General features: G+C 64.9%; 22 protein-coding genes. 17 read left to right on the top strand and 5 right to left on the bottom strand.

The window, feature by feature from the left end; all coding sequences use genetic code 11:
* Nucleotide 1: 1 nt before the first annotated feature.
* A complete protein-coding gene (locus tag GRZ55_RS20430) occupies nt 2-784 on the bottom strand; it encodes a 2-keto-4-pentenoate hydratase (RefSeq protein WP_169288811.1) in 783 nt (260 codons plus the stop codon).
* Nucleotides 781-1,560 (bottom strand): hydroxypyruvate isomerase family protein, encoded by a 780-nt coding sequence (locus GRZ55_RS20435; protein WP_169288812.1) that lies wholly within the window; start codon nt 1,558-1,560, stop codon nt 781-783. Before GRZ55_RS20435 ends, GRZ55_RS20430 begins: the two co-directional genes overlap by 4 nt.
* An 89-nt stretch (nt 1,561-1,649) precedes the next feature.
* On the opposite strand from GRZ55_RS20435, the gene ilvD reads away from it, so the two are divergent.
* The 10 genes from ilvD (at nt 1,650) to GRZ55_RS20485 (ending at nt 13,112) form a co-directional block, all read left to right on the top strand.
* Nucleotides 1,650-3,365, top strand: coding sequence for a dihydroxy-acid dehydratase (gene ilvD / locus GRZ55_RS20440; RefSeq protein ID WP_169288813.1), 1,716 nt, complete (start codon nt 1,650-1,652; stop codon nt 3,363-3,365).
* Entirely contained in the window at nt 3,362-4,252 is an 891-nt protein-coding gene (locus GRZ55_RS20445) for an NAD(P)-dependent oxidoreductase (RefSeq protein ID WP_368856655.1), read from the top strand. The genes ilvD and GRZ55_RS20445 overlap by 4 nt, the downstream gene beginning before the upstream one ends.
* Nucleotides 4,253-4,313: 61 nt before the next feature.
* Nucleotides 4,314-5,375, top strand: coding sequence for a TRAP transporter substrate-binding protein (locus GRZ55_RS20450; RefSeq protein WP_169288815.1), 1,062 nt, complete (start codon nt 4,314-4,316; stop codon nt 5,373-5,375).
* A 70-nt stretch (nt 5,376-5,445) separates the two neighbouring features.
* Complete coding sequence (locus GRZ55_RS20455) at nt 5,446-5,961, top strand: TRAP transporter small permease (protein WP_169288816.1); 516 nt, start codon at nt 5,446-5,448, stop codon at nt 5,959-5,961.
* A 3-nt stretch (nt 5,962-5,964) separates the two neighbouring features.
* Nucleotides 5,965-7,266, top strand: coding sequence for a TRAP transporter large permease (locus GRZ55_RS20460; protein ID WP_169288817.1), 1,302 nt, complete (start codon nt 5,965-5,967; stop codon nt 7,264-7,266).
* Nucleotides 7,267-7,410: 144 nt separating this feature from the next.
* Nucleotides 7,411-8,844 (top strand): UbiA family prenyltransferase, encoded by a 1,434-nt coding sequence (locus tag GRZ55_RS20465; RefSeq protein WP_169288818.1) that lies wholly within the window; start codon nt 7,411-7,413, stop codon nt 8,842-8,844.
* Nucleotides 8,845-8,846: 2 nt separating this feature from the next.
* Nucleotides 8,847-10,178, top strand: a complete 1,332-nt coding sequence (locus GRZ55_RS20470; protein ID WP_169288819.1) for an FAD-binding oxidoreductase — start codon at nt 8,847-8,849, stop codon at nt 10,176-10,178.
* Between the two features lie 19 nt (nt 10,179-10,197).
* On the top strand, nt 10,198-10,626 hold the full coding sequence (locus tag GRZ55_RS20475) for an EamA family transporter (protein WP_169288820.1): 429 nt from the start codon (nt 10,198-10,200) through the stop codon (nt 10,624-10,626).
* Nucleotides 10,623-11,633: an NAD(P)-dependent oxidoreductase gene (locus GRZ55_RS20480; RefSeq protein WP_169288821.1), complete on the top strand. Its 1,011-nt coding sequence runs from the start codon at nt 10,623-10,625 to the stop codon at nt 11,631-11,633. The genes GRZ55_RS20475 and GRZ55_RS20480 overlap by 4 nt, the downstream gene beginning before the upstream one ends.
* Nucleotides 11,634-11,732: 99 nt before the next feature.
* Entirely contained in the window at nt 11,733-13,112 is a 1,380-nt protein-coding gene (locus tag GRZ55_RS20485) for an aspartate aminotransferase family protein (protein WP_246734906.1), read from the top strand.
* 149 nt (nt 13,113-13,261) lie between these two features.
* Here the strand turns inward: GRZ55_RS20485 and GRZ55_RS20490 are convergent, their stop codons facing one another.
* The gene (locus GRZ55_RS20490) at nt 13,262-14,068 is read right to left on the bottom strand and encodes an inositol monophosphatase (protein ID WP_169288823.1); all 807 of its coding nucleotides are present in this window, start codon (nt 14,066-14,068) and stop codon (nt 13,262-13,264) included.
* A 195-nt stretch (nt 14,069-14,263) separates the two neighbouring features.
* Nucleotides 14,264-15,994, bottom strand: coding sequence for a hypothetical protein (locus GRZ55_RS20495; RefSeq protein ID WP_169288824.1), 1,731 nt, complete (start codon nt 15,992-15,994; stop codon nt 14,264-14,266).
* A 185-nt stretch (nt 15,995-16,179) separates the two neighbouring features.
* Here GRZ55_RS20495 and GRZ55_RS20500 point away from each other — a divergent pair, with 185 nt between their 5' ends.
* The 4 genes from GRZ55_RS20500 to GRZ55_RS20515 all read left to right on the top strand — a co-directional run bounded on the left by GRZ55_RS20500 (nt 16,180) and on the right by GRZ55_RS20515 (nt 20,241).
* The gene (locus tag GRZ55_RS20500; RefSeq protein WP_169288825.1) at nt 16,180-17,265 is read left to right on the top strand and encodes a polyamine ABC transporter substrate-binding protein; all 1,086 of its coding nucleotides are present in this window, start codon (nt 16,180-16,182) and stop codon (nt 17,263-17,265) included.
* A 69-nt stretch (nt 17,266-17,334) separates the two neighbouring features.
* Nucleotides 17,335-18,474 (top strand): ABC transporter ATP-binding protein, encoded by a 1,140-nt coding sequence (locus GRZ55_RS20505; protein ID WP_169288826.1) that lies wholly within the window; start codon nt 17,335-17,337, stop codon nt 18,472-18,474.
* A 16-nt stretch (nt 18,475-18,490) separates the two neighbouring features.
* Nucleotides 18,491-19,432, top strand: coding sequence for an ABC transporter permease subunit (locus tag GRZ55_RS20510; protein ID WP_246734901.1), 942 nt, complete (start codon nt 18,491-18,493; stop codon nt 19,430-19,432).
* Entirely contained in the window at nt 19,432-20,241 is an 810-nt protein-coding gene (locus tag GRZ55_RS20515; protein WP_169288836.1) for an ABC transporter permease subunit, read from the top strand. Before GRZ55_RS20510 ends, GRZ55_RS20515 begins: the two co-directional genes overlap by 1 nt.
* A gap of 34 nt (nt 20,242-20,275) precedes the next feature.
* Here the strand turns inward: GRZ55_RS20515 and GRZ55_RS20520 are convergent, their stop codons facing one another.
* Nucleotides 20,276-21,376, bottom strand: a complete 1,101-nt coding sequence (locus tag GRZ55_RS20520; protein WP_169288827.1) for an acyltransferase — start codon at nt 21,374-21,376, stop codon at nt 20,276-20,278.
* A 444-nt stretch (nt 21,377-21,820) separates the two neighbouring features.
* On the opposite strand from GRZ55_RS20520, the gene urtA reads away from it, so the two are divergent.
* The 3 genes from urtA to urtC form a co-directional block, all read left to right on the top strand.
* On the top strand, nt 21,821-23,125 hold the full coding sequence (gene urtA / locus GRZ55_RS20525; protein ID WP_169288828.1) for an urea ABC transporter substrate-binding protein: 1,305 nt from the start codon (nt 21,821-21,823) through the stop codon (nt 23,123-23,125).
* 74 nt (nt 23,126-23,199) lie between these two features.
* Nucleotides 23,200-24,810 (top strand): urea ABC transporter permease subunit UrtB, encoded by a 1,611-nt coding sequence (gene urtB / locus GRZ55_RS20530; RefSeq protein WP_169288829.1) that lies wholly within the window; start codon nt 23,200-23,202, stop codon nt 24,808-24,810.
* A partial coding sequence (urtC, locus tag GRZ55_RS20535) for an urea ABC transporter permease subunit UrtC (protein ID WP_169288830.1) occupies nt 24,807-25,990 on the top strand: 1,184 nt, incomplete at its 3' end. The genes urtB and urtC, both read left to right, overlap by 4 nt.

Consider the following 25,990-nt stretch of genomic DNA (forward strand, 5'->3'; position numbering starts at 1 on the left):
ATCAGCGCAGGGTCAGCGACACCTCGCCCAGTCCCGACATCGAGGCCTCGATGCGAGCAGGACCTGCAACCGGTCGGATCGGCGCATGCGTGCCGCACAATACGCACTGGCCGGCTTCGAGCGACAGGCCGCGGGAGACGAGGTGGTTGGCAAGCCAGGTCACGGCTTCCAGCGGATCCTGGGGCGCGGCGCCGGTCACGTCCAGCTCCGGCTGGCCATCGATGGTCACCACGGTCCGCACCTCGGCGGGTTTCAGTTCCGACGGGGCGATACCAGGACCACCGATCACGATGCCCGCATTGGAGATGTTCTGCGCGACGGCCTCGATGATGCCGATCTTCGGCATTTCGGCGCCGCGCAATTCGAGAATCTCGAAGCCGGGCACGAACCGCGCGATGGCCGCCGCGACGTCTTCCTTGCTGTAGGGTGCGCCTGAGGCCGGCAGGTCGGCGCCCATGATCGCGGTGATCTCCGGCTCATAGGCGAACTGCCGGAAGGAGCCCGCCTGCAACTCGCCCGGCGAGGCGAGAACCTGGTCGCCGAAGACAGGGCCGGAGGCCGGTTCGGTCAGCGAGAAATGCTGCATCGCGCCCTTGGAATTTGCCGCCAGCTTGTAGCCCGCGACCGCCTTTCGCGACCCGTCGGCCACGAGTTTCTCGGCCACCTTGTCCTGCACGGCATAGGCCTCGGCCAGATTTCCCGCGCCCGAATGCGGCTCGAATTCGGCGGCCTCGACGATGTCGCGCACGATCGCCTCGACGGCCTGCTGGTTGACTGCATTCATTCCATCATCTCCCTGAAATCCTTCATCCAGCCGAGCCCGGCCAATGTCTCTCCCTTCGGCCGGTATTCGGCCGAAACCGCGCCGTGATAGCCGGTTTCCTTCAGGGCCGCCATGGCCGCGGCGAAGTCGATCGTCCCGGTACCGGGTTCATGGCGCCCGGGCGTGTCGGCGAACTGGACATGGCCGATGCACGGCCCCGCGCGCCGAATGGCCGCGACGAGATCGGGCTCGGTGATCGCCATGTGGTAGAAATCGAACTGCAGGAAGAGGTTCGGGTGGGCAGCGCGTTCCAGCGCCTCCAGTGCCTCGTCGAGGCTGGTCAGGAAGAAGCCCGGCACGTCGACCGGATTGACCGGCTCGACCATCACCTTGACGTCGATCGCGCCGAACAGGTCGCCCGCGCGGCGCAGATTGTCGGTGAGGCAGGCCAGGCAGGTTTCGCGATCGGCACCGGCTTGTGGCCGGCCGGAAAGGATGTTGGTCTTCGCGACGCGCAGTGTCCTGGCCTGTGCCGCGCATGTCTCCATGGCGGCGCGGAAATCATCCTGTCGCCCGGGCAGGGCAGCCATGCCCACCTCGTCGCCGACGCCGCGCGGGACGTTGATCAGCGTCACCGGCAGGTCCAGTTCCGCGCTGGCGCGGGCAAGCGCAGGCACCGTCGCGTCTTCGGGAAACTGGATCTCGACCGAGGCGAAGCCGGCCTCGCCGGCAAGGGCCAGACGCTCGACCATCGGCACTTCGAAAAACATCATGGACAGATTGGCGCTGAGGTGCATTTCTCCGGCTCCTGTGTCTGGGCCGTTGACAGGGCCGTTGATATACGAAACAAATTTCAAGCTTAAAAGATACTGGGGGAAAACAGTTCATGGGTGGAAGTGGCAAGGCGAAACTGAGGTCGAGCATCACCAAGGAGGGGCTGGACCGGACGCCGCACCGCGCCTTCATGCGGGCCATGGGACTGGACGACGAGGCGATCGCCAAGCCGATGGTCGGCGTCGTCAGCCAGAAGGGCGAAACCACCCCCTGCAACATGACCCACATCTCCCAGGTCGAGGATGCCAAGCAGGGCGTGCACGCCGCCGGCGGCACCCCGCGCGAGTTCACCACCATATCCGTCTCCGACGGCGTCGGCATGAACCACGAGGGCATGAAGTTCTCGCTGGTCTCGCGCGAGCTGATCGCCGACAGCATCGAGGCGGTGGTCCACGGCCATGCCTATGACGGCCTGATCGGCTTCGGCGGCTGCGACAAGACCTTGCCCGGCGTGATGATGGGCATGGTGCGCGTCAACGTGCCTTCGGTCTTCGTCTATGGCGGCTCGGCGCTGCCCGGCCGTTTCCGCGGCAGGGACGTCTCCGTGCTCGACGCCTATGAGGGCATCGGCGCGGTACAGACCGGCGCCATGGAAGAGACCGAGCTGCGCATGCTGGAAATGGCCTGCAAGCCCACCATCGGCGCCTGTGCCGGCCAGTTCACCGCCAACACGATGGCGATGGTCTCTGAAGCGCTGGGGCTCACGGTGCCCAATTGCAGCATGGTTCCGGGCGTCTATTCCGAGCGCAAGGCGATCTGCCGCCGCGCCGGCCGCATCGTCATGGACATTATCGAGAATGACGGTCCGCGCCCGCGCGACATCGTCACCCGAAAGGCGCTGGAGAATGCCTGCGCCATCGTCGCGGCCACCGGCGGTTCGACGAATGCCGCGCTCCATATCCCGGCCATCGCGCATGAGGCGGGCATCCGCTTCACCATGGAAGATGTCGCCGAAGTGCTGCAGCGCACGCCCTTCATCGGCAATCTGCGCCCCGGCGGCCAGTATCACGCCAAGGATGTCTACGAGATCGGCGGCACCCACGTCTTCATCAAGGAACTGATCGCGGGTGGCTTCATGCATGGCGACACGCTGACGGTCACCGGCCGGACGCTCGCCGAGGAAGTGGCGGATGCGCCCGCTCCCGATGGCGAGGTCGTGCGCCCGGTCTCCAACGCCATCATGGCGACCGGCGGCGTGGTGGTGCTGAAGGGCAATCTGTGCCCGGATGGCTCGCTGCTCAAGGTCGCCGGCATGAAACAGCTGACCTTCACCGGCAAGGCGCGTGTCTTCGAGAGCGAGGACGAGGCGGTCAAGGCGGTCAACGCCCGCGCCTATGAGGAGGGCGATGTCCTCATCGTGCGCAACGAGGGGCCGCGCGGCGGTCCCGGCATGCGCGAGATGCTGGGACTCACCGCGCTGATCTACGGCCACCAGATGGGCGAGAAGGTCGCGCTTCTGACCGACGGCCGCTTCTCCGGCGCCACGCGGGGCATGTGCATCGGCTACGCCTCGCCCGAAGCCGCGATCGGCGGCCCGCTGGCGCTGGTGAAGGACGGCGACACGATCCATATCGATGCCAACCTCGCCACCATCACGCTCGACGTTCCCGAAGCGGAACTGGATGCCCGTCGCAAGGCATGGAAGGCGCCCGAAACGCTGCACAAGGCGGGCCTGCTGGCCAAATATGCCGCCACGGTCGGCCAGGCGCATGAGGGTGCGGTCACCCATGCCGGCAACGCGCAATGGCCGGAAGGACGGCGCACGTGAGCGCGGACAAGCCACCGGTCGGCTTCATCGGCACCGGCCTCATGGGCCTGCCTATGTCGCGCCGCCTGCTCATGGCAGGTTATGGCCTGACGGTCTGGAACCGGACGCTCGCCAAGGCCGAGCCGTTGGTGGCCGATGGCGCGAAACTGGCCGAGAGCGCGGCGGGCGTGGCCGCGGCCTCCGATATCGTCTTTGCCTGCCTGACCGACACCAAGGCGATGGAAGCCACCGTGTTCGGCGAGAACGGTATCGCGAGCGGCGCGCGCAAGGGCTCGGTGCTGGTCGATTTTTCGTCCATCGCACCGGATGCCACACGCGCCATGGCCAGGCGGCTCGAGGACGAGACCGGCATGATCTGGATCGATGCGCCCGTCTCGGGCGGCGTGCCGGGGGCCGAGGAAGGCTCGCTCGCCATCATGGCCGGTGGGCCGGAAGCCGCCTTCGAGCGGGTCAAGCCGGTGGTGCTGGCGATGGCGGCGCGCTTCACCCTGATGGGGCCGAGCGGCGCGGGCCAGACCACCAAGCTGTGCAACCAGGTCATTGTCGGCTGCACCATGGCGGTGCTGGCCGAAGCCACCCGGCTGGCCACCAATGCCGGCGTCGATGCCGAGAAACTGCCCGAGGCGCTGGCCGGCGGTTTCGCCGATTCGAAACCGCTTCAGCTCTTCGTGCCGCGTATGGCCAAGGCCATCCACGATCCGCCGCTCGGCCACGCCTACACCATGCTGAAAGACCTCGACTCCGTCCGGGCGCTGGCGCAATCTGTCGTCTCGCCGGTTCCCTTCACCTCGCTTGCGGCCGAGCAGTTCCGTCTGCTGACGTCGCGCGGCGGCAACGAGGCCGAGGCCCTGGAGATCTACAAGTTGACGGCGCCGAAGCCCCTCTAAGAGGGCTGGGGCCGCAGGAACGACCATTGGGAATAACCGGCAACACGAATGGGAGCATGACATGAAGCATTTCGGAAAACTTGCCGCGGCGAGCGCGCTGGGCGCCGCGATATCGCTGACCGCCATCACGACCGCCAAGGCCGAGGACGTGGTCCTGCGCGTCGGCAACTGGCTGCCGATGCACCATCTGATCGTCTCGGGCATCATCAAGCCCTGGGCCGACGCCATCGAGGCCGAGACCAACGGCTCGCTGCGCTTCGAGATCATGACCTCGCCGCTCGGACCGCCGCCGGCGCAGTTCGACCTGCTGCTCGACCAGGCCTTCGATGTCGGCTACGGCGTCAGCGGCCACAATCCGGGCCGCTTCACCCTGACCCAGGTCATGGACCTGCCCTTCATGTCACCGGACCCCTGGTCGGGCTCGGCAGCCTCATGGGCGGCCTACGAGCGCTGGGGCGGGGAGTATGGCGAGCATGACGGCGCTCACATCATCGGGCTCTTCACGCATTCCAACCCCAACATCAACATGGCCAATGGCCGCGTCGAGACGATCGCCGACCTCGAGGGCAAGACGATCCGCGTCGGGGGCAACGTGACCGGCCGCATCATGAGCCAGCTCGGGGCCACTCCGGTCCAGCTGCCGCCCACCGAGGCGCAGACGGCCATGTCGCGCGGCGTCGCGGACGGCATCACCTTCCCGTCGGAATCGATCGACTTCTTCGGCATCACGCCTGTCATCACCTCGATCACGCAGATCCCCGGCGGCCTCTACACCGACACCTTCTGGGTGGCCATGAACGAGGACAGCTGGAACGATCTCTCCGACGAGCACAAGGCCGCGGTCGAAAAGCACAGCGGGATGGCGATCGCGCTTCTCGCCGGCTGGGCCTGGACCAATGGCGACAGCCTGGGCGAGGAGAAGCTCAACGAACAGGGCGTGGAATTCATCACGCTGCCCGACGAAGAGGTCGACATCGCCCGGGAGCGCCTGGCCGAGCTGGAGACCGAATGGCTGGCAGAGGCCGAATCGCGGGGCTTCGATGGCGAGGAAATCATCGAATATGCCCGCTCGATGGTGAGGTTCTACGACGCCGCCAAGGTCGTGAACGTTCCCAACCAGTAAGGCTCGCCAAGCGCGAACCACAATGGCGGGACGCCGATCGCGTCCCGCCGCCTCCAGCGAATGAGCGGTAATGACCGGCCTTGGGCAAATGACGGTGCTGTGGTTCGACCGGCTGGCGCGGCTTCTGGTCTGGATATCGGCGGCGATGGCTACCGTGATGATGCTGACCATCTTCACCAATGTGGTCATGCGCTATGTCTTCCGCAGCCCGCCGCGCGGCGCCTTCGAGATCATCGAGATCACGATGGGCCTGCTCGTCTTCTTCGCGCTGCCGCTGATGATCCGGCAGAGCGGCAACATCCGCGTCACCATCCTCTTCGACCGTTTCGCCGAACCCGTGCGCCGCTGGGCGACTTTCGCCACGGAGCTGCTGGGCACCGCCATCTGCACCTTCATCGCCTGGCGCATGTGGATCTATGGCGAGCGCATCCTGCGTTATGGCGAGGTGACGATGGAACTGCGCATCCCGCGCGGCGCCATCGCCCAGTCCATGTCGGTGCTTCTCGTCGTGGCCGCCGTCGCCTTCCTGATCTGCGCCGTCGAAGGTCTTCGCCGCGCGCCTCCACCGCAACTCGGGACAAGCTGATCCATGGGTGTCTGGGAAGCTTCCGGCCTCGCCTTCGCGGCCGTCTTCGGGTTGATGATGGTCGGCATGCCGATCGCCTTCGCCATGCTCATCGTGGGCCTCGGCGGCATCTGGCTGGCGATCTCCGACCGCACCGCCATGGGCATGATCGGGCAGCTGCCCTTCAGCGCCACCATGTCCTACGAATTGTCGGTCATCCCGATGTTCATCCTGATGGGCGTGCTGGTGACCAAGGCGCGCATGTCGCAGGATCTCTACCGGCTCTGCCACGGCTTCATCGGTCACCGGCGCGGCGGCCTGGCCTCGGCCACGATCCTCGCCTGCGGCGGCTTCTCGGCATTGTCCGGCTCTTCCATCGCCACCGCCGCCACCATGGCCAAGGTCGCCGTGCCGGAGATGCGCCGCTATGGCTATTCGGACGGGCTGGCCGCCGCCACGGTGGCCGCCGGCGGCACCCTCGGCATCCTGATTCCGCCCTCCGTCATCCTCGTCCTCTACGGCATCTCGACCGGCACCGACATCGGCCAGCTTTTCATCGCGGGCATCATACCGGGCATGTTGGCGATCCTGCTCTATCTGGCCGCGATCTGGGTCGTGGCGCGCCTCGATCCGGCCTCCGCACCCGCTGCCCCCCGCGTTCCCTGGCGCGAGCGGCTGAGCTATTTCCGCACCGTCGGTCCGATCCTGCTGCTCTTCATCCTCATCATCGGCGGGCTCTATGTCGGCGCCTTCACGCCGACCGAGGCAGGCGGGGTAGGCGCGGCCGGGGCGCTGATCTTCGCGCTGTGGCGCCGAAGCCTCAGCTTCGGGATCTTCACCGAGGCACTCGTCGAGACCGTGACCACCACGGCCAGCCTGTTCCTGGTGCTGATCGGCGCGCTCGTCTTTTCCAACTTCATCAACCTGATCGGCCTGCCTCAGGCCCTGTCCGACCTGATCACCTCCATGGGGCTCTCGCCCATGATGGTGATCCTTCTCATCTTCGTGATCTACCTCGTGCTCGGCATGTTCATGGAGAGCCTGTCGATGATCCTGCTCACGATCCCGATCTTCTTTCCGATCGTCACCGGCCTCGGCTTCGATCCGATCTGGTTCGGCATCTTCGCGGTCATGCTGACGGAACTGTCGCTGGTCACGCCACCGGTCGGGCTCAACCTGTTCGTGATCCGCACCGTCATCGGCGATGTCAGCATCGGGGCCATCTATCGCGGCATCGTGCCCTTCGTCATCGCGGATATTCTGCGTATCCTGCTGATCGTCCTGTTCCCGGCGATCGTGCTGTTCCTGCCGATGACCGCGCGCTGACCAAACATATTGCATAAAATTCGAAGCATTAACTATTCCAAGACAACTGGGACTGTCGCCCCGTCGTCTTAACGTTACTTGAAATATTGGGCCTCAATGTCGCCACGTCATGGCAAAATGACGTAATAAACGGGCGGCAGTCAGATGGATGCAAGAACCGAGGCAGGGGCCGTTCCCCTGGCCGTGGACCTCGACGGAACCTTGATCGCGACGGACCTTCTCTGGGAAGGCCTGTTCCTGCTGTTGCGCCAGAAGCCGCACTGCCTGTTCCTGCTCCCGTTCTGGCTCGCCGGCGGCAAGGCGCGGCTGAAATGCGAGATCGCCAGCCGGGTCGCCTTCGATGCGACGGCGCTTCCCTATCGCCAGGAGGTGCTGGAGCGCCTCAGGGCCGAAAAGGCAAGCGGCCGCAAGCTGATCCTGGCCACGGCCTCGCCGCGTCTCTTCGCCGAGGCCATCGCGCGCCATCTCGGCCTCTTCGATGCGGTCATGTGCACCGATCCGGGCTCGAACCTTTCCTCCATCCGCAAGCGCGACGCGCTTCTGGCCGAATATGGCGATGCCGGCTTCGACTATGTCGGCAATTCGAAGGACGATCTGGCCGTCTTCGACGCCGCCCGCGCCTCGATCGTCGTGGCGCCCGACCGGCACGCCGCCCGATGGCAGCGTGAGCACGGGGCCGACCTTATCGAGGCCAGCAAGCCGACCCTCAAGACGCTGCTCAAGATGCTGCGCGTGCACCAGTGGCTGAAGAACAGCCTGATCGCGGTGCCGCTCATCCTGTCGCACCAATATCTGGAAGGCCCCGCCATCATTGCCTTCCTGCTGGCCTTCGTCTCCTTCAGCGCGGCGGCTTCGGCCATCTACATCCTCAACGACTTCATGGATCTGGCGCTCGACCGGCGTCATCCGACCAAGCGCAACCGGCCCTTCGCAAGCGGGGCGCTGTCGATCCCCTTCGGGCTTGGCGCCATGGTGCTGCTCCTGGGCGTCAGCTTCTCGGTGGCGCTGCTCCTGCCGCCGCTCTTCATGCTGGTGCTGGTCGGCTATCTGGTGGCCACGACCGCCTATTCGCTGTCGCTCAAGCGCATGCTCCTGATCGATGTCCTAACTCTGGCCGGTCTCTATGCCATGCGCATCCTGGCGGGTGGCGTCGCGACGCAGTCGGAATGGTCGTTCTGGCTGCTTGCCTTCTCGATCTTCTTCTTCCTCTCGCTGGCGCTGGTGAAGCGCTATGTGGAGCTGCGCGGCACCGAACTGCCGGCGGGCGAGCGCATTGCCGGCCGCGGCTATCGTGCCGAGGACCAGGAAATGATCGGCATGGCCGGCATGGCGGCCGCCTTCACCTCGGCGCTGGTGCTGGCGCTCTTCATCGATGCCGCCAGCCTGTCGGACGAATATACGCGGCCCTGGCTGATCTGGCCGCTGGCGCCGATCGTCCTCTACATCACCATGCGCGTGTGGATCCTGGCGCGCCGCGACGAGATGCATGACGATCCCATTGTCTTCATCATCCGCGACTGGCGCAGCCAGCTCGTGGCGGCATTCGGCGCGCTGCTGCTCATCGGCTCGGGGCTGTGACGATGGTGGCCTCCTATCAGAGCTTCGGGCGGGTCGTGCCGCCGACCGAACGCGCCATCCCCGCCGCCGAGGCGATCGTCCGGCTGCAGACGGGCGAGGCCGGCGACCGGTCGCTGGCCGCCTTCGGCAATGGCCGCTCCTATGGCGACAGCTGCCACAACCAGACCGGCACGCTCATCGACATGCGCACGATGAACCGGATCCTGGATTTCGATCCCGCGACGGGCGTGCTCAGGGCGGAAGCCGGGGTCCTGTTGTCCGACATCATCGACCGCGTCGTGCCGCATGGCTGGTTCCCGGCCGTCGTGCCGGGCACGCGCTTCGTCACGCTGGGCGGCGCCATCGCCAACGACATCCACGGCAAGAACCACCACCGGCGCGGCAGCTTCGGGTGCCATGTCACGGGGTTCAGCCTGCTGCGTTCGGACGGCGCGATCGTCAATTGCAGCCCGGAAGCCAATGGCGGCCTGTTTGCAGCCACTATCGGCGGGCTGGGGCTGACCGGGCTCATCCTGACCGCCACGATCCGGCTCATGAAGGTTGCCGCCGATGTGGTCGAGCGCGTCGAGCGCTTCGACAGGATAGGGGACTATTTCGACCGGGCGGAGGAAGCCGACGCGCAGAACGAATATGCCGTGGCCTGGATCGACCAGCTGGCCGGCGGTCGCGGGCTGCTGCTCACCGCCAACCATGCGGATGTCGCGGGCCAGACGAAAGCGGCGGGATCCCGGCTCGGCGTGCCGTTCCAGCCGCCTGTCAATCTCCTGTCGAAGCCCTTCCTGCGGCTCTTCAACATGGCCTATTTCCACGGCAAGGGACGCTCGGCGGCACCGCGAAGGAGCGGCTACCAGGGCTTCTTCTTCCCGCTTGACGGGGTTGGCAACTGGAACCGGCTCTACGGACCGAAAGGGCTCTTGCAGCACCAGAGCGTGATCCCCTTCGACACCGCGCGCGACGCCGTGCCGGGACTGCTGGCGGCGGCGACCCAATCGGGCCACGGCTCGTTCCTGACCGTGCTCAAGCGTTTCGGCAGCATTGCCTCGCCGGGCATGCTTTCCTTCCCGCGGCCCGGCTACACGCTGACGCTCGATTTTCCCAATGCGGGCGAAGCGACGCTGGCGCTGATGAACACGCTCGACCGGATCACGCTCGAGGCCGGCGGCGGCGTCAACGCCTACAAGGATGCGCGCATGCCGCCCGAGACCTTCGCGGCCTCCTATCCGCGCTGGGCGGAGCTGGAAGCGCTGCGCGATCCCGCTTTCATGACCGATTTCTGGCGCCGCACCGCCATGCGCCTGAGGCCCGGCATTCCCAATTTGCAGGCGGCCGAATAGCCGTCATGGAGACCAACCGATGAAATATCTCGCCTTCATCCTGTTCACAGTGGCGACCAACGCCGCCGCCCAGCTGATGCTGAAGCACGGCATGATGACGCTGGGCCCGCTTTCCTTCGCGGGCGTCAATCCCATCGTCAAGATCCTGCAGATCGTGTTCAGCCCGTGGATCTTCGCGGGGCTCTTCACCTTCGTCATCTCGATGGCATCGCATCTCTACGTGCTGTCGAAGGTGGAACTCTCCTTCGCCTATCCCTTCCTCAGCCTCGCCTATGTGGCGGTGCTCGTCTTCGCCTATTTCGTCTTCCGCGAGGACATCAACGCCTGGCGCATGGCCGGCGTCGCCTTCATCTGCGTCGGCACGGTCCTGATCGCCCAGAGCGGCAGCGGCCTGTCGCGCGACGCCATCACCGAAACCCCCATCCAGACCAGCGAGATCGCGAAATGAGACACATCATCTTCGGCGGTGACGGCTTCGTCGGCCGCCACCTCGTGCCCCTGCTCCTCGACGAAGGCCACGACGTGGTCGTCGCCGATATCCACAAGGGCGACTACCGCCACTATGCCAAGGCGCGCTTCGTCCCGTGCGACGTGACCGATGCGGCCGCCGTCGAGGCGGTCGGCATGCGGGCCGACGACATGGTCTACAATCTGTCGGCCAAGATGCTGTCGCCGATCCAGGTCCGGGCCAAGCGCCACGACTTCTTTTTCCCCGTGAACTTCCACGGCACGGAAAACATCATCCACGCCATGGACAAGGCCGGTGCGCCCAATCTGGTGCACTACACGACCGACATGATCTACGGCCACACGGTCACCTATCCGATGACCGAGGACCACCCGGTCAATCCGCTCGGCGAGTATGGCCTGTCCAAGCTCAAGACCGAGGAACTGGCCGCCGAGTGGCGAAAGCGCGGCATGAACATCTCGCTCTTCCGCCCGCGCCTCATCATCGGCCCCGGGCGGCTGGGCATCCTGGAAAAGCTGTTCAAGCTGATCGACATGAACCTTCCCGTGCCGATGATCGGCTCGGGCAGGAACCCCTACCAGTTCGTCTCCGTCTTCGACTGCGCTGCCGCTGCAAAGGCCGCCTGGAAGGCGGGCGTGCCCAACGAGGCCTATAATCTGGGCTCGCTAAACCCGCCGCCGGTCAAGAAGCTGCTGGGCGATCTGATCGCCCATGCGGGCTCGAAGTCGATCCTCGTGCCGACGCCCGGCTGGGCGGTGAAGCGCACGCTCGACCTGCTCGACCTGGTCAACATGCCGCTGATGGACCCCGAGCAATATCTGATCGCCGACGAGATGTGCGTGCTCGACGTCTCCAAGGGGGAGCGCGAACTCGGCTGGGTTCCGCAGTATCGCGACGAGGACATGCTGATCGCCGCCTACAAGGAATACCGCCAGAAAAAGGACCGGCCGTCGATCGCCGCTCCCGCCCAGATGCCCGCCGAATAGGAGAACGACATGAACGTGACCATGAAACCAGAGACGACGACGGCGCGCATCGAGGTGGAGGCCCCGGCACTCGTACCGGCCGCACCCAAGCCGAACCTGATGAGCGTCGAGGATGCCAAGGCGATGGACGTCGCCCGCATGACCGATCTCTTCAAGTCCCACATCAACCCCGGCCAGCTTCATTTCATGAAGCTGCTCGGCTTTCACAAGGTGAAGGTCGAGAGCGCGGAGGGCATGTACTACACCGACCAGAACGGCCGTAAGATCCTCGACTTCTTCGGCGGCTTCGGGTCGCTCGCCTTCGGCCACAACCACCCGCGCATCATCGAGGCGCGCAAGCGCTTCCAGGACGAGAACCGCCACGAGATCGCCATCGCCTTCATGTCGCAATATGCCTCAGCGCTGGCCTACAATCTCGCGCAATGCTCGCCGGGCGATCTCGACATGGTGTTCCTCGGCTCGTCCGGCTCGGAAGCCATGGAAGCCGCCATCAAGGTGGCCGAGCGCGCCGCCGGCCCGAAGCGGCCCAAGGTCGTCTATGCCGAGAACTCCTTCCACGGGAAGACGAAGGGCGTGCTGTCGATCACCGACGGCCCGCTCTATCGCGGCGAATTCCGGCTCGTCGACAACACGGTGCGCGTGCCCTTCGCCGACATCGAGGCGGTGGAGAACGCCTTCCGCTCCGATCCCGAAATCGGCGTCATCGTGCTGGAGACCATCCAGGGCGGCGGCGGCATCGTGTCGGCGCCTGCCGAATACTGGCAGAAGCTGCGCGAACTCTGCGACCGCTACGGCGTGTTGTGGGTGGCAGACGAGGTGCAGTGCGGCCTCGGGCGCACCGGCCATTTCTACGCCTTCGAGCAGTTTGGCGTCGTGCCGGACGTCACGGCGCTCGCCAAGTCGCTGGGTGGCGGCAAGGCAGCCGTCGGCGCGATGATCGCCCGCTCCTCGGTCTACATGAAGGCCTATGGCAGCCCCAAGACGGCGATGATCCATGCCCAGGCGACCTTCGGCGGCATGGGCGAGGCCTCCATTACCGCCATCGAGGCGCTCAACGTGCTCTATGACGAGCAGCTGATGGAGAACGCGGCCGCCACCGGCGCCTATCTGATCGAGAGACTGGAGGCGCTGAAGGCCAAACATCCGTCCATCATCAAGGATGTGCGCGGCCAGGGCTTCATGGTGGGCCTGGAATTCCAGGATTTCAGCCGCACGCTCCCGGCGGTGCTGAGGCCCATGGTCGGCATGCTCGACGACAAGCTGAAGGGTTCGCTGTCGGGCTTTGTCGGTGCCGAACTCCTGCGCGACCACGACGTGCTCGTCGCCTTCACCGAGTACAACCGCAACGTCATCCGTCTCGAGCCGCCGCTGATCTGCCGCCGCGAACATGTCGACCGCTTCGTGGAGGCACTCGACGCGGTGCTGTCGCGCGGCGTGGTGGCGATCGTGAAGGATTTCGTGAAGAGCCAGGTCCGGTAGGGTCAACCACCCACCGAAACGACAAGGGCCGGGCATCGCGCCCGGCCCTTGCTAAGATGTTGAAGCGACAGACGGTTGAATGCCGCCAGACCATTGCTTTACCCAATCATCCTGCCGGAGGTGCTTCGATAGGACCCTCCCATGCGAAGCTAAGTTTCCAGCAGTTTCCTGCGCACAGTTTGCCATACGTCCCTGTTCTGAGCGGCCAGCAGCCCAGGCCGCTGATCGGAGGGATCATAGCTGGAGCCATCAAGGCGAGCGACCCACCCCCCAGCCTCCGACAGCAGCAACGCTCCAGGGGCGTGATCCCACGGCAGCAGCCGCCAGAACATTACGAAGTTCTGCTTTCCGGTCGCAACGGCAGGATAGTCCACACCTGAGCATCTCGTGCCCGGCAGAATGGCAGAAAATCGCGACGCGTTCGCGGCCACTGTCTTTTTCAACGCGTCCGGCAGGAATCGGGTGAGGACCGCTCCCCGAGAAGATGCGACGTCTGGACATGACGATTCCGTATGCAAACGGATCCCGTCGACGAAGGCTCCGGCGCCAAGGGAAGCAACCGCGAGCCGATCGCTCACGGGTTCGAGGAGCCAGGCAGCGACAGTTTCCCCCCGGCGCAACAAGGCAACCATGACCGAAAACACAGGCGAGCCAGCAACGAAATTCGCCGTCCCGTCGATGGGATCAACGAGCCAGACATCGCCTTCATCCAGTTCGTCCATCAGGGCGGGAGTTTCTGCGGTCGCCTCTTCCCCAACCACCCGCGACCCGGGTAGGAGCGACATCAATCGCGGTGTAATGATCTGCTCTGCTTCACGATCTGCAATGGTAACCACCTCTCCTGGAGATTTCTCCTCAATCTGTCCTGCCTGCAGCTTCTGGAATCGCGGCAGGACCACATCGGCAGCGGCGTTTCGCAAGATGGCGGAAACCTCGTCGATCAGACCGGAGTTCATAGCCACCTCAATGCTTCCAACCTCACGCGAGCAGGATTGCTTGCAAGACGCGGTATGCGTCTAACTTCTGCGGCAAGAGAAACCCCATCAGCCATTGCGAGTTAAGAGGTTGGGCCGCGATCTCAATCAAAATGGGACATTCTGGTTGAAGGCCGGGCATCGCCCCGGCCTTTTTCATGCGCGCTTGGCGGCGCGTCAGTCGAGGCGGTCGGCGAGCCGGGGATGCACGAGAGCGTCGAAGCAGGGGGTGAGCTCGATCAGCCGGTGATCGGCCAGGCTTTCGCCGTAGATCTCGAAGAGATGCGCGTTGGCCGTCGTCAGCGGGCAGGTCGGCATCAGGGCGATGTCGACGTCGCGCACGGCGGCAAGGGCTTCCTCGTCCGGCGGCGGCACGGTGCGGCTCGGATCGGCGCCGATCGAGATGCGGCGTGGCGCGGAGCGGTCCATGAGCCAGGGAAACGGATTGACGAAGTTCACGTTCATCATCGTCTCGAAACGAAGCCCCGTGTTCGCCTCCAGTTCCTCAAGCGCGATCACCGCATCGCCGATGGCGCGCATGTGGATGATCTGGAAATCGAAATCCTGGTAGAGCATGGGCGAGGGCAGGTGCCCGCTTTCCACGATCCGCGCCGCGTAGTCCTTTTCCTCCGCATAGACCACCATCATGGTGTCGGCGCGGTCGGCAATCTCGGGTCGCATGTTGACGGTGCCGAGCGTCTTCAGACGGTCGTGCTGAAGGGTGACGTTCTTGAGCGCGCCGGCATAGGCACGCGCGGCGCGCTCGGTCGTGTTGACCAGGAGCGGCAGGAAGCAGGCCGCTGCCAGCGCCGCAATCGCCAGCGCGCGGGCCGGCGCATGCAGCATGGCCGGCAGCTTCATCAGGATGACCAGAAGCACCGGCCAGACCATGATCATCGCCTGGCTGCCCGTGTTCTGCGCCTCGAAGAAGATGCCGGCGAAGACCACCACGGCAAGCCACAGCGCCGGCCGGTCGAGAATGGCCTGCATCCCCGCCAGCCGTGACGTGCTCTGGCGCCAGAGTTTCGCGAGCTTGGGTCTTTCCTGCCACAGAAGCAGCAGGACCAGCGCGCCCGCCGGCGCCACCACGCCGAAGGTCAGCGAGACGGCCTGCACCATGCGCGGCGCGAGCGCATCGGTGTTGTCGGCCACGAGGGCATAGATGTCGCGCACATAGGCCGAGACCATGCCTGTCGTCAGTTCGAGAAGGCCGAGGGTGGCAAGGAAGGCGGCGGCCGCCGCCGCTGCCTGGCGAAATGTCAGCCGCGCGGCCGCGAAGGCATAGAGGCAGATCAGGCCGCCGGAGATGAAGCCGGTGATCTTGATCGTGAACAGCGCCAGCATGCAGGCGGTCACCAGCGTGACCAGGATGGCGCGGCCCTTCACGAACAGGAGCCCCGCCACAAGCAGATAGAGCACCTGCGTGACCTGCCGGTTGTAGATGCCGAAGCCGTCCGAGCCCGGATAGGGATAGAATTCGCGGTTGTTGAAGGGCAGAAGCGCAAAGACCAGAAATGGAATGAGCAGCGCGAAGGCGATGCCGCGCGAACGCTGCCCCACATCGGCCAGCACCAGCGCCATCAGCGGCGCGGTGACGGCAAGCAGGCTCCATTGCGACAGGAGCAGCGGCTGCGCGTCGGGAAAGAGCGCAATGCCCCAGGCGAAGAGATAGTATCCGAGCGGTCCGACCGGCGCGAAGAAGTCGACCGCCGGCATCTGCCCGTCGAAGATGCGGTTGGCGGCGTCGAAATAGATGAAGAGATCCCAGTACATGGGGCCGATCGGCACGGTCATGGGGATCAGGAGCAGAAGCGCGGCCGCCAGGACCGCCAGCGCCAGGAGCGCGATGGGACCGAAGGAAAGACCGGAGGCGCGGCCCCTGCGATGTGAGTCCGAAGCGATGGTCATCCCGGGTTCCTGCGCGGCAAAGTTGAGAAGGCTGGATCAATTCTAGCTTGAGCGGGTTAACAAGCGGCTTCCTCCTCCGGCGCCGAAAGCGCCGCAATCGGCAATCGACTATTCCCAATTGCAAACTAGATGATACGATTTGGAAAGGCCGCATGAACGGCAGAACCAACAGAGAGGTGAATCGCATGAAAGCACGGATCGGACTGACGGCACTCGCGCTGGTGATGTCTGGCCCGGCCTTCTCCCAGGAGGTCGTCAACGTTTTCAACTGGTCGGACTACATCGCCGCCGACACGATCGAGAAGTTCCAGGAAGAGACCGGCATCCGGGTCGTCTATGACGTCTACGATTCCAACGACGTGCTGGAAGCGCGCCTGCTGGCCGGTTCGTCCGGCTACGACGTGGTGGTTCCGACCTCGAGCTATCTGGCGCGCCAGATCCCGGCCGGCGCCTACCAGCCGCTCGACATGTCCAAGCTGCCCAATGCCGCCGGCCTCGACGAGAAACTGATGGAAGCCGTCGCCGCGCATGACCCCGGCAACGAGCATGCCGTGATCTACATGTGGGGCACCAACGGCATCGGCTACAATGTCGAGATGGTCGCCGAACGCCTGGGCGACGATGCGCCGACTGACAGCTGGTCGCTGGTCTTCGATCCCGAATATGCCAGCCAGCTTGCAGATTGCGGCATCAGCTTCCTCGATTCCTCCTCCGACATGTTTCCGGTCGCCTTGCAGTATCTCGGTCTCGACCCGCATTCGACCGACGAGGCCGACCTGGAGCGCGCCGCCGAATTGATGGAATCGGTGCGCCCGCATGTGCGCTACTTCCATTCCTCGCAGTACATTTCCGATCTCGCCAATGGCGAGACCTGCGTGGCCATCGGCTGGTCGGGCGACGTGCTGATCGCCATGGACCGTGCGGAAGAAGCCGGGCAGGGCGTCGAGCTCGCCTACACGATCCCCAAGGAAGGCACGATCGAGTGGTTCGACATGATGGCGATCCCCGCCGACGCGCCGAATGCCGACAACGCGCACGCCTTCATCAACTTCATCCTGCAGCCCGAGATCGTGGCCGACATCACCAACTACGTGTTCTACCCGAACGCCATCCCCGCCTCGCTTGAATATGTCGACCCGGAGATCTCCGAGGACGAGTCGATCTATCCCCCGGACGAGGTGATGGCCAACCTCTTCCCCTCGCCGGTCTATGATGCACGCACCGATCGCGTGCTGACCCGGCTCTGGACCCGCGTGCGCACGGGCCAGTAAGATCGTTGGCGGACGGGCGTTCGCGCCCGTCCGCGCTTCTCCCCCGCATTCGCCGATCCGGAGTTCGGCATGATCCAGAACGCCCACGCCGCTTCGTCCCGACCCTGGGTGGCCGAAACCGAGCCGCCCTTCCTGCGCATCCAGAAGGTCACCAAGAAATTCGGCGATTTCACCGCCGTCGATGAAGTCAGCCTCGACATCTATCGCGGCGAGCTGTTCTGCCTGCTCGGCGGCTCCGGCTGCGGCAAGTCCACGCTGCTGCGCATGCTGGCCGGTTTCGAGGCGCCAAGCGAGGGACGCATCGAGATCGACGGCCAGGACATGGCCGGCATCCCGCCCTATGAGCGGCCGACCAACATGATGTTCCAATCCTACGCGCTGTTCCCGCACATGACGGTGGAGCGCAACATCGCCTACGGCCTGTTGCGCGAGGGCGTGAAGCGCGACGAGGCGATGAGCCGCGTCGCCGACATTCTCAAGCTCGTGCAGATGACGCAGTTCGCGCGGCGCAAGCCGCACCAGCTTTCGGGCGGCCAGCGCCAGCGCGTCGCGCTCGCCCGCGCGCTGGTCAAGCGGCCGAAAGTGCTGCTGCTGGACGAGCCGCTCGGCGCGCTGGACAAGAAGCTGCGCGAGGAAACCCAGTTCGAGCTTCTGAAGATCCAGGAAACGCTCGGCATCACCTTCATTGTGGTCACCCACGACCAGGAGGAGGCGATGACCTTGTCGACACGCATCGGCGTGATGGACGAGGGCCAGATCGTCCAGGTCGGCGAGCCGGCCGAAATCTACGAGCACCCCTCGTCGCGCTTCGTCGCCGACTTCGTGGGGTCGGTGAATCTCTTCGAAGGCCGTATCAGCGTCGACGAAAAGGACAGGCTGGAAATCGACAGCGCGGAGATGGGCGGCACCATCCATGTCGGCCACAGCACGAGCTGCACGCTGGACCAGAAGGTCTGGTATGCGCTTCGCCCCGAGAAGGTGCGGCTCGATCGCGAGGAGCCCGTGGGCGAGGCCAACCGGGCGCGCGGCATGGTGGAGGAGGTGCTCTATCTGGGCGGCCAGTCGATCTACAAGATCAAGCTGGACAGCGGCAAGTCGGTGAAGGCGACCAAGCCCAATCTCCTGCGCCACGAGGACGACGCGATCAGCTGGGACGAGCCGGCCTGGATATCGTGGGGCGACACGGCAGGCGTGGTGCTGACGCGATGAGGTCGGGGACAGACCATTGGCGACCCTGATCGAACGCGTTCCCCCAATGCGCTGGACCGCGGGCCTTTTGCGGCGTCTGGGTCTCCATGGGCGCGGACTCGTGATCGCCGTGCCGTTTCTCTGGCTCCTGGTCTTCTTCCTGGTGCCGTTCCTGGTGGTGGGCAAAATCTCGGTTTCCGAGGCTTTGATCGCCCGCCCGCCTTACGCTCCGCTCCTGGAGTGGGATGGCTGGCGCCTCAACATCATCGTGAACATCGAGAATTTCCGCTATCTGTGGACCGACAGCCTCTACATCAACGCCTATTTCTTCTCCATCCAGGTCGCCTTCGTCTCGGCCGTCATCGCGTTGCTGATCGGCTATCCGATGGCCTATTTCATCGCCCGCAGCCCGGAGCCGCGCCGCACCTTTCTCCTGATGATGGTGATCCTGCCCTTCTGGACGAGCTTCCTGCTGCGCGTCTATGCCTGGCAGGGTTTCCTGCGCTCGAACGGGGTGATCAACAACACGCTGATCTCGATGGGCATCATCGACACGCCGATCCAGATGCTGCAGACCAATTTCGCGGTCTATCTGGGCATCGTCTACACCTACCTGCCCTTCATGATCCTGCCGCTCTACGCCAATCTGGTGAAGCTTGAGGAAAGCCTGCTCGAGGCCTCGGCCGATCTCGGCGGCCGGCCGATGGCGACCTTCTTCTACGTCACGCTGCCGCTGTCGCTGCCGGGCATCATCGGCGGCTTCATGCTGGTCTTCATTCCCGCGATCGGCGAGTTCGTCATTCCCGAGCTGCTGGGCGGTCCCGATACGCTGATGATCGGCCGCGTCTTGTGGAACGAGTTCTTCTCCAACCGCGACTGGCCGGTTGCCTCGGCCGTGGCGATTGCCATGCTGGTGGCGGTGGTGGTGCCGATCATGATCCTGCGCTCCCTCCAGGCACGTCTGACGGAGGAGAAATGATGCGCGGCGGATGGACGCTTCCGGTCCTGTGCGTGCTCGGCTTCGTGTTCCTGTACGCGCCGATCCTGTCGCTGGTGATCTTCTCCTTCAACGCCAGCCAGCTGGTCACCGTCTGGGGCGGGTTCTCGACCCGCTGGTATGGCGAACTGATGCGCGACACCCAGATCCTGGGCGCGGCCTGGATCAGCCTGCAGGTCGCCTTCTTCAGCGCCACCATCGCGGTCGCGCTGGGCACGTTGGCGGCCTTCGTGCTGATGCGCTTCGGCCGCTTCAGGACGCGTGCGCTCCTGACCGGCATGGTGACGGCGCCGCTGGTCATGCCGGAGGTCATCACCGGCCTGTCGCTGCTGCTGCTTTTCGTGTCCATGGAACAGCTGATCGGCTGGCCGGCCGGCCGCGGCATGACGACGGTGACCATCGCGCACGTGACCTTCTGCATGGCCTTCGTTGCGGTTGTGGTGCAGTCGCGGCTGGCCGGCATGGACAATTCGCTGGAGGAGGCCGCGATGGATCTGGGCGCGCGGCCGGTGCGCGTCTTCTTCGACATCACGCTGCCGGTCATCGCGCCGGCCCTGGTGGCGGGATGGCTTCTCGCCTTCACCCTGTCGCTCGACGACCTCGTTATCGCCAGCTTCGTCACCGGCCCAGGGGCCTCGACGCTGCCGATGGTGATCTTCTCCAAGGTGCGGCTGGGGGTCAGCCCGGTGGTCAACGCGCTCGCCACCCTCATCATCCTGGCGGTCGCCATCGGCGTGGCGATCGCCACCTGGCACATTCACCGGCGCATGAAGGAAGCCCGCAAGGATTGAGCCGCCACCGCTCGACCCGGTCGATGTCCGTGGGTCATTCGGCCGGCATGTGGGCGGGCTGGCCGCGCTTCAGCCTGCGGTCGCCGAGGCTCACGATCGCCTTGCCGACCGGCCGCTCGAAGAACCGGTCCGACAGGATGGACAGCGCGAAGACGACCAGTGCCGGCACGATGAGGAAGGCATAGAACAGGTTCGAAGAGACCAGCGGGTCGATCCACCAGCGCCAGACGATGGCCAGCAGCACGCTTTCGACAACCGGGTGGATGAGATAGATGCCAAGCGACACCTTTCCCAGCGGATGCAGCGGCGCGAGATAGGTGGTGGCCTCGGGCCGGTTGCGTTCCGCGATCGCCGCGAAATACATCGCGAGCGCGAGCAGCAGCACGATGACGTAGCTCTCCAGCCTGAACCCCATGGCGGCGAGCGCCACACCGAAGAGGATCCAGCCGGGTGCCTGGCTGGTGAGGCCTGACCGGCTGCGCGCCACGACGACGGCGACAAGCGCCCCGAGCACGAAATCGGCAAATGCGCGATAGGCGCCCCACGTATTCGCCTCGAGCCAGCTGTCGAAGGGAATAAGGCCGAGCGCGATCCCGATCTCCAGTGCCAGGATGGAGGCGAAGGCCAGCACGGCCAGCCCGCCAGCGCCCCCCATGCGGTAGGTGATGACGATGGCGGGCAGCAGCAGGTAGCAGAACCACTCCGCCGACAGTGACCACGAGACGTAGTTGAACGTCAGGTGTTCCGTGAAGCCCCAGGCCTGGATCAGGAGGATGTTGGCCGGCAGGGTCGACCAGTCGAAGCGTTGCGGGTTGTCGGTGGAAACGAGACCCTGGTCGATCGCGAGCGTGACAAGCAGGAAGAAACCGAGCGTCACCAGATAGAGCGGATAGATGCGCGCGATCCGGCGAAGGAGATATTTGCCGAAACCCTGATCGCCGCGCATCAGGACGTCGCCGTAGCGCTCCATGATCAGGTAGCCGGAGATCATGAAGAACATCTCCATCAGCGGCAGGAAGCGGTGCAGGAACGCACCCGCCTCCAGCGCTTCCGGCGGTCCGAAGCGCAGGAAGTGATAGATCATGATGGCGACGGCAGCCGCCAGACGCCATGTCTCGAAGATCCTGTAGTGCATTTACGTCCCCGAAGGATCGCCCCGCCTGCCGACGCAGCTGCATCCTGTATCCCCAGTGGAGCAAGTTTCCCCGATACTGGAGATGAAATCGAATGCTTCTTGTTCTCAGCGTTAACGAGACCGGGCCGGATCATGGACGAGGGGGGATTGCCGACGAGTTTCCCCCCGACAGGGCAGACTGATCGGTGACCATCCGAATGCCTAATTGATAGACTTCTTAGGCACATCGCTCACAGAATAGGCATTTGCCTATTATGCTGCCTATCCTCCTGTCAGGGGAAAGGTCTTGCCTCGGGGCCTCATCCTCGCTCCAACCTGCTCCAACGGCGGCAAATCCAGACAAACGCAAGAGAAACCCCAGTTATACATCGTCGAATTCCAGGCTGGCACGCTGGTTGCTTTGACTATTGCGGTGCAACAAAAACCTGTTTGGAGGTGTTCGAAATGAGGGGTTCCAATTTCACTCGGCGTGGCATTCTGGCTGCCGGCGCGCTTGCGGCCGGCCTGGCCTTCTCGCCCGTTGCGCAGGCCGAGGACGAGACGATCAAGGTCGGCATCCTGCATTCGCTGTCGGGAACGATGGCGATCTCGGAGACGACGTTGAAGGACGTCATGCTGATGCTCATCGAGGAGCAGAACAAGAAGGGCGGACTTCTGGGCAAGCAGCTCGAGGCCGTCGTCGTCGACCCGGCCTCCGACTGGCCGCTCTTCGCCGAGCGCGCCCGCGAACTGCTCGAGGTCAACGAGGTCGCCGCAGTGTTCGGCTGCTGGACCTCGGTCTCGCGCAAGGCCGTGCTGCCGGTCTTCGAGGAGCTGAACGGTCTGCTGTTCTATCCCGTCCAGTATGAGGGCGAGGAAAGCCAGCGCAACGTGTTCTACACCGGTGCCGCGCCCAACCAGCAGGCCATTCCCGCCGTCGAGTACCTGATGAACGAGGAAGGCGTGGAACGCTGGGTTCTGGCCGGCACCGACTATGTCTACCCGCAGACCACCAACCGCATCCTGGAAGCCTTCCTGAAGTCCCACGGCGTCGCCGATGAAGACATCATGATCAACTACACGCCGTTCGGCCATTCCGACTGGCAGACCATCGTGGCCGACATCGCCGCCTTCGGCTCGGCCGGCAAGAAGACCGCCGTCGTCTCCACCATCAATGGCGACGCCAACGTTCCGTTCTATCGCGAGCTGGGCAACCAGGGCATTTCCGCGGAAGACATCCCCGTCGTCGCCTTCTCGGTCGGCGAGGAGGAACTTGCCGGTCTCGACACCGGCCCGCTGGTCGGCCACCTGGCCGCCTGGAACTACTTCATGTCTGTCGACACGCCGGAGAATGCGGAGTTCATCGAGACCTGGCACGCCTTTATCGGCGACGAGAGCCGCGTCACCAATGACCCGATGGAGGCCCACTATATCGGCTTCAACATGTGGGTGAAGGCGGTCGAGGCAGCCGGCACCACCGATCCGGACGCGGTGATCGACGCCATCGTCGGCGTGGAAGTGCCGAACCTGACCGGCGGCATGTCCACCATGCTGGCCAACCACCACATCACCAAGCCGGTGCTGATCGGCGAGATCCAGGGCGACGGCCAGTTCGACGTCGTCTGGGAGACCGACGATCTCGTGGAGGGCGAGGCCTGGTCGCAGTTCATCCCCGAATCGGCTGTCCTGATCGCCGATTGGACGGACCCGATCAACTGCGGCAACTTCAATACCGAGACCGAGACCTGCGGCGGCTCCGAAGCCAACTGATCCGCTTGCACTGACATGCGGGGGCGGCACGCGCCGCCCCCGCACCCCCGATGCCTGGAAATCACGGTCTCGCCATGCAATTCATCGCCCGTCCGGTGCTGCTCGCCTTCATGGTGCTGCTGGTCGCTCTCTTTCCCGCCCGTGCCCAATCGGTCGAGGAACTGGTCAACCAGCTGCCCGAAGGTGGCTTTTCCGATCGCTCCGCAATCATCGCGCAACTGGCCGCGACCGGCGACACGCGTCTTGTCCCCGTCCTGGAAGCGCTTGGCGCCGGTGAACTGAACGTCGTTGCCGAAACCGGGCAGGTCGTCTTCGTGCGGCCGGCAGGCGGCAATGTCGCCATCACCGATGCGCTGACCGGTGAGGACGCCGGCGAGGTGGCATCGGGCGCGGTCGAGCGCATCCGCGTCAACAATTCGGTCAGGCGCGCCGTGCGCACCGCGATCGGACAGCTCACGCTTCTCAGCCCCAATGCGAATGTCAGGCTGTCGGCCGCGCGCGCCATGTTCCAGGCCGCCGACCCCGACAACCTGCCCCTGCTCGACGAGGCGATCGCCGCGGAGGAGAACGCCTCCGTGCTGCCGGTCATGCAGCAGGCCTGGGCGATCGCCATCCTGCGCACCGACGCCTCGCCCGCCGATTATGCCGAGGCCGTCGACATCATCGCCGCGCGCGGCGACCGCCATGCGCTCGGCATCCTCAACGCCGCTCTTGCCAATGCGCCCGACGAGGTCAGGCCGACGATTGAATCCGGCATCTCCGCCATCCAGAGCCATCTGCGCCTGCTCGATGTGGGCCAGAACGTCTGGTACGGCATCTCGCTGGGCTCGGTTCTGCTGCTCGCCGCCATCGGCCTTGCCATCACCTTCGGGGTGATGGGCGTCATCAACATGGCGCATGGCGAGATGGTCATGATCGGCGCCTACACGACCTTCATGGTGCAGAACATCATCCGCGCCTCCGCGCCCGAACTGTTCGACCTGTCGCTTGCCTTCGCCCTGCCGGCCGCCTTCCTGGTAACCGCGCTTATCGGCATCGGCATCGAGCGTGGCGTGATCCGCTGGCTCTATGGCCGGCCGCTGGAGACGCTGCTGGCCACGTGGGGCCTGTCGCTGATCATCCAGCAGGCGGTGCGGTCCATCTTCGGCGCCTCCAACCGCGAAGTCGGCAACCCGTCCTGGATGTCGGGTGCCTTCGATTTCTACGGCATCCTGATCACCTGGAACCGATTCTGGATCGTGCTGTTCGCGCTCGCCGTCTTCGCCACGCTGCTGTTCGTGCTCAAGCGCACCTCGCTCGGCCTGCAGATGCGCGCCGTGACCCAGAACCGCCGCATGGCGTCTTCCATGGGCATCCGCACCCCCTGGGTCGACGCGATGACCTTCGGGCTCGGCTCCGGCATCGCCGGGCTGGCGGGCGTCGCGCTCTCGCAGATCGACAACGTCTCGCCCAATCTCGGCCAGGGCTACATCATCGACAGTTTCATGGTCGTCGTGTTTGGCGGGGTCGGCAATCTCTGGGGCACGCTGGTGGGCGCCATGACGCTCGGCATCGTCAACAAGTTCCTGGAACCCTATACCGGGGCGGTGCTCGCCAAGATCGCGGTGCTGGTCGTCGTCATCCTGTTCATCCAGAAACGCCCGCGCGGCCTGTTCGCGCTCAAGGGCAGGGCGGTGGAAGCATGATCACCCGGTTCCTCCTCAACAGGCTGGACGGCAAGGTCTGGATCGTCGTCGGCATCCTCCTGGCGGTGGCGATCCTCGTGCCCGCTTCCAACCTGCTCCTGCCGGTCGGGCACCCGCTGCGCGTGCCCAACTACATGGTCGCGCTGATGGGCAAGTACCTGACCTATGCCATGCTGGCGCTGGCGCTCGATCTGGTGTGGGGCTATGTCGGTATCCTGTCGCTCGGCCACGGCGCCTTCTTCGCGCTCGGCGGCTATGCGATGGGCATGTATCTGATGCGCCAGATCGGCGATCGCGGCGTCTATTCGCACCCCGTCCTGCCCGATTTCATGGTCTTTTCCAACTGGACCGAACTGCCCTGGTACTGGTGGGGCTTCGACCAGTTCTGGTTCGCCATGCTGATGGTCATGGTCGTGCCGGGGCTGCTTGCCTTCGTCTTCGGCTGGCTCGCCTTCCGTTCGCGCGTCACCGGCGTCTATCTGTCCATCATCACCCAGGCCATGACCTATGCGCTGATGCTGGCCTTCTTCCGCAACGAGATGGGGTTTGGCGGCAATAACGGCCTGACCGATTTCCGCGACATTCTGGGCTTTCCCATCCAGGCGGCGACGACCCGGGCCTCGCTGTTTGCGGCCACCTGCATCATGCTGGCCATCACCTTCGTCATCTGCGCGGCGATCACCAAATCGAAGCTCGGCAAGGTGATGATCGCGGTGCGCGACGCCGAAAGCCGCACCCGCTTCATCGGCTACCGGCCCGAATATGTGAAGCTCTTCGCCTTCGTGGTGTCGGCCGTGATCGCCGGCATTGCCGGCGCGCTCTACGTGCCGCAGGTGGGCATCATCAATCCCGGCGAGTTCTCGCCCGCCAACTCGATCGAGGTCGTTGTGTGGGCCGCCGTCGGCGGGCGCGGCACGCTGATCGGGCCGATTATCGGCGCCGTCGTGGTCAACTACGCCAAGACCTGGTTCACCTCCGCCTATCCCGAATTGTGGCTGTTCGCGCTGGGCGGGCTGTTCGTGGCCGTCACGCTGCTCCTGCCCAAGGGCATCGTCGGCACCTGGAACCAGTTCTGGGCGAGCCGTCGCGACCACAAGGCGGCGCGCCTGGCCGAGGCGGCCGACGACGAGCCCCCGTCGGCGCCGCCACCGGCGCCCAGAGCCGCCCGCGAACCGGCCGA

The sequence above is a fragment of the Chelativorans sp. ZYF759 genome (genome assembly GCF_012911015.1).
In the GTDB taxonomy this organism is placed as follows: Bacteria; Pseudomonadota; Alphaproteobacteria; order Rhizobiales; family Rhizobiaceae; genus ZYF759.

Bases quoted from the DNA above. Each gene is read 5' to 3' on its own strand.
- GRZ55_RS20470 (WP_169288819.1), top strand. From the start codon at position 8,847: ATGGTGGCCTCCTATCAGAGCTTCGGGCGGGTCGTGCCGCCGACCGAA.
- GRZ55_RS20485 (WP_246734906.1), top strand. From the start codon at position 11,733: ATGAGCGTCGAGGATGCCAAGGCGATGGACGTCGCCCGCATGACCGAT.
- GRZ55_RS20520 (WP_169288827.1), bottom strand. From the start codon at position 21,376: ATGCACTACAGGATCTTCGAGACATGGCGTCTGGCGGCTGCCGTCGCC.
- GRZ55_RS20475 (WP_169288820.1), top strand. From the start codon at position 10,198: ATGAAATATCTCGCCTTCATCCTGTTCACAGTGGCGACCAACGCCGCC.
- GRZ55_RS20500 (WP_169288825.1), top strand. From the start codon at position 16,180: ATGAAAGCACGGATCGGACTGACGGCACTCGCGCTGGTGATGTCTGGC.
- GRZ55_RS20455 (WP_169288816.1), top strand. From the start codon at position 5,446: ATGACCGGCCTTGGGCAAATGACGGTGCTGTGGTTCGACCGGCTGGCG.
- GRZ55_RS20495 (WP_169288824.1), bottom strand. From the start codon at position 15,994: ATGACCATCGCTTCGGACTCACATCGCAGGGGCCGCGCCTCCGGTCTT.
- GRZ55_RS20435 (WP_169288812.1), bottom strand. From the start codon at position 1,560: ATGCACCTCAGCGCCAATCTGTCCATGATGTTTTTCGAAGTGCCGATG.
- urtB (WP_169288829.1), top strand. From the start codon at position 23,200: ATGCAATTCATCGCCCGTCCGGTGCTGCTCGCCTTCATGGTGCTGCTG.
- GRZ55_RS20490 (WP_169288823.1), bottom strand. From the start codon at position 14,068: ATGAACTCCGGTCTGATCGACGAGGTTTCCGCCATCTTGCGAAACGCC.
- GRZ55_RS20505 (WP_169288826.1), top strand. From the start codon at position 17,335: ATGATCCAGAACGCCCACGCCGCTTCGTCCCGACCCTGGGTGGCCGAA.
- GRZ55_RS20465 (WP_169288818.1), top strand. From the start codon at position 7,411: ATGGATGCAAGAACCGAGGCAGGGGCCGTTCCCCTGGCCGTGGACCTC.
- urtA (WP_169288828.1), top strand. From the start codon at position 21,821: ATGAGGGGTTCCAATTTCACTCGGCGTGGCATTCTGGCTGCCGGCGCG.
- GRZ55_RS20430 (WP_169288811.1), bottom strand. From the start codon at position 784: ATGAATGCAGTCAACCAGCAGGCCGTCGAGGCGATCGTGCGCGACATC.
- GRZ55_RS20450 (WP_169288815.1), top strand. From the start codon at position 4,314: ATGAAGCATTTCGGAAAACTTGCCGCGGCGAGCGCGCTGGGCGCCGCG.
- GRZ55_RS20460 (WP_169288817.1), top strand. From the start codon at position 5,965: ATGGGTGTCTGGGAAGCTTCCGGCCTCGCCTTCGCGGCCGTCTTCGGG.
- GRZ55_RS20515 (WP_169288836.1), top strand. From the start codon at position 19,432: ATGCGCGGCGGATGGACGCTTCCGGTCCTGTGCGTGCTCGGCTTCGTG.
- GRZ55_RS20480 (WP_169288821.1), top strand. From the start codon at position 10,623: ATGAGACACATCATCTTCGGCGGTGACGGCTTCGTCGGCCGCCACCTC.
- ilvD (WP_169288813.1), top strand. From the start codon at position 1,650: ATGGGTGGAAGTGGCAAGGCGAAACTGAGGTCGAGCATCACCAAGGAG.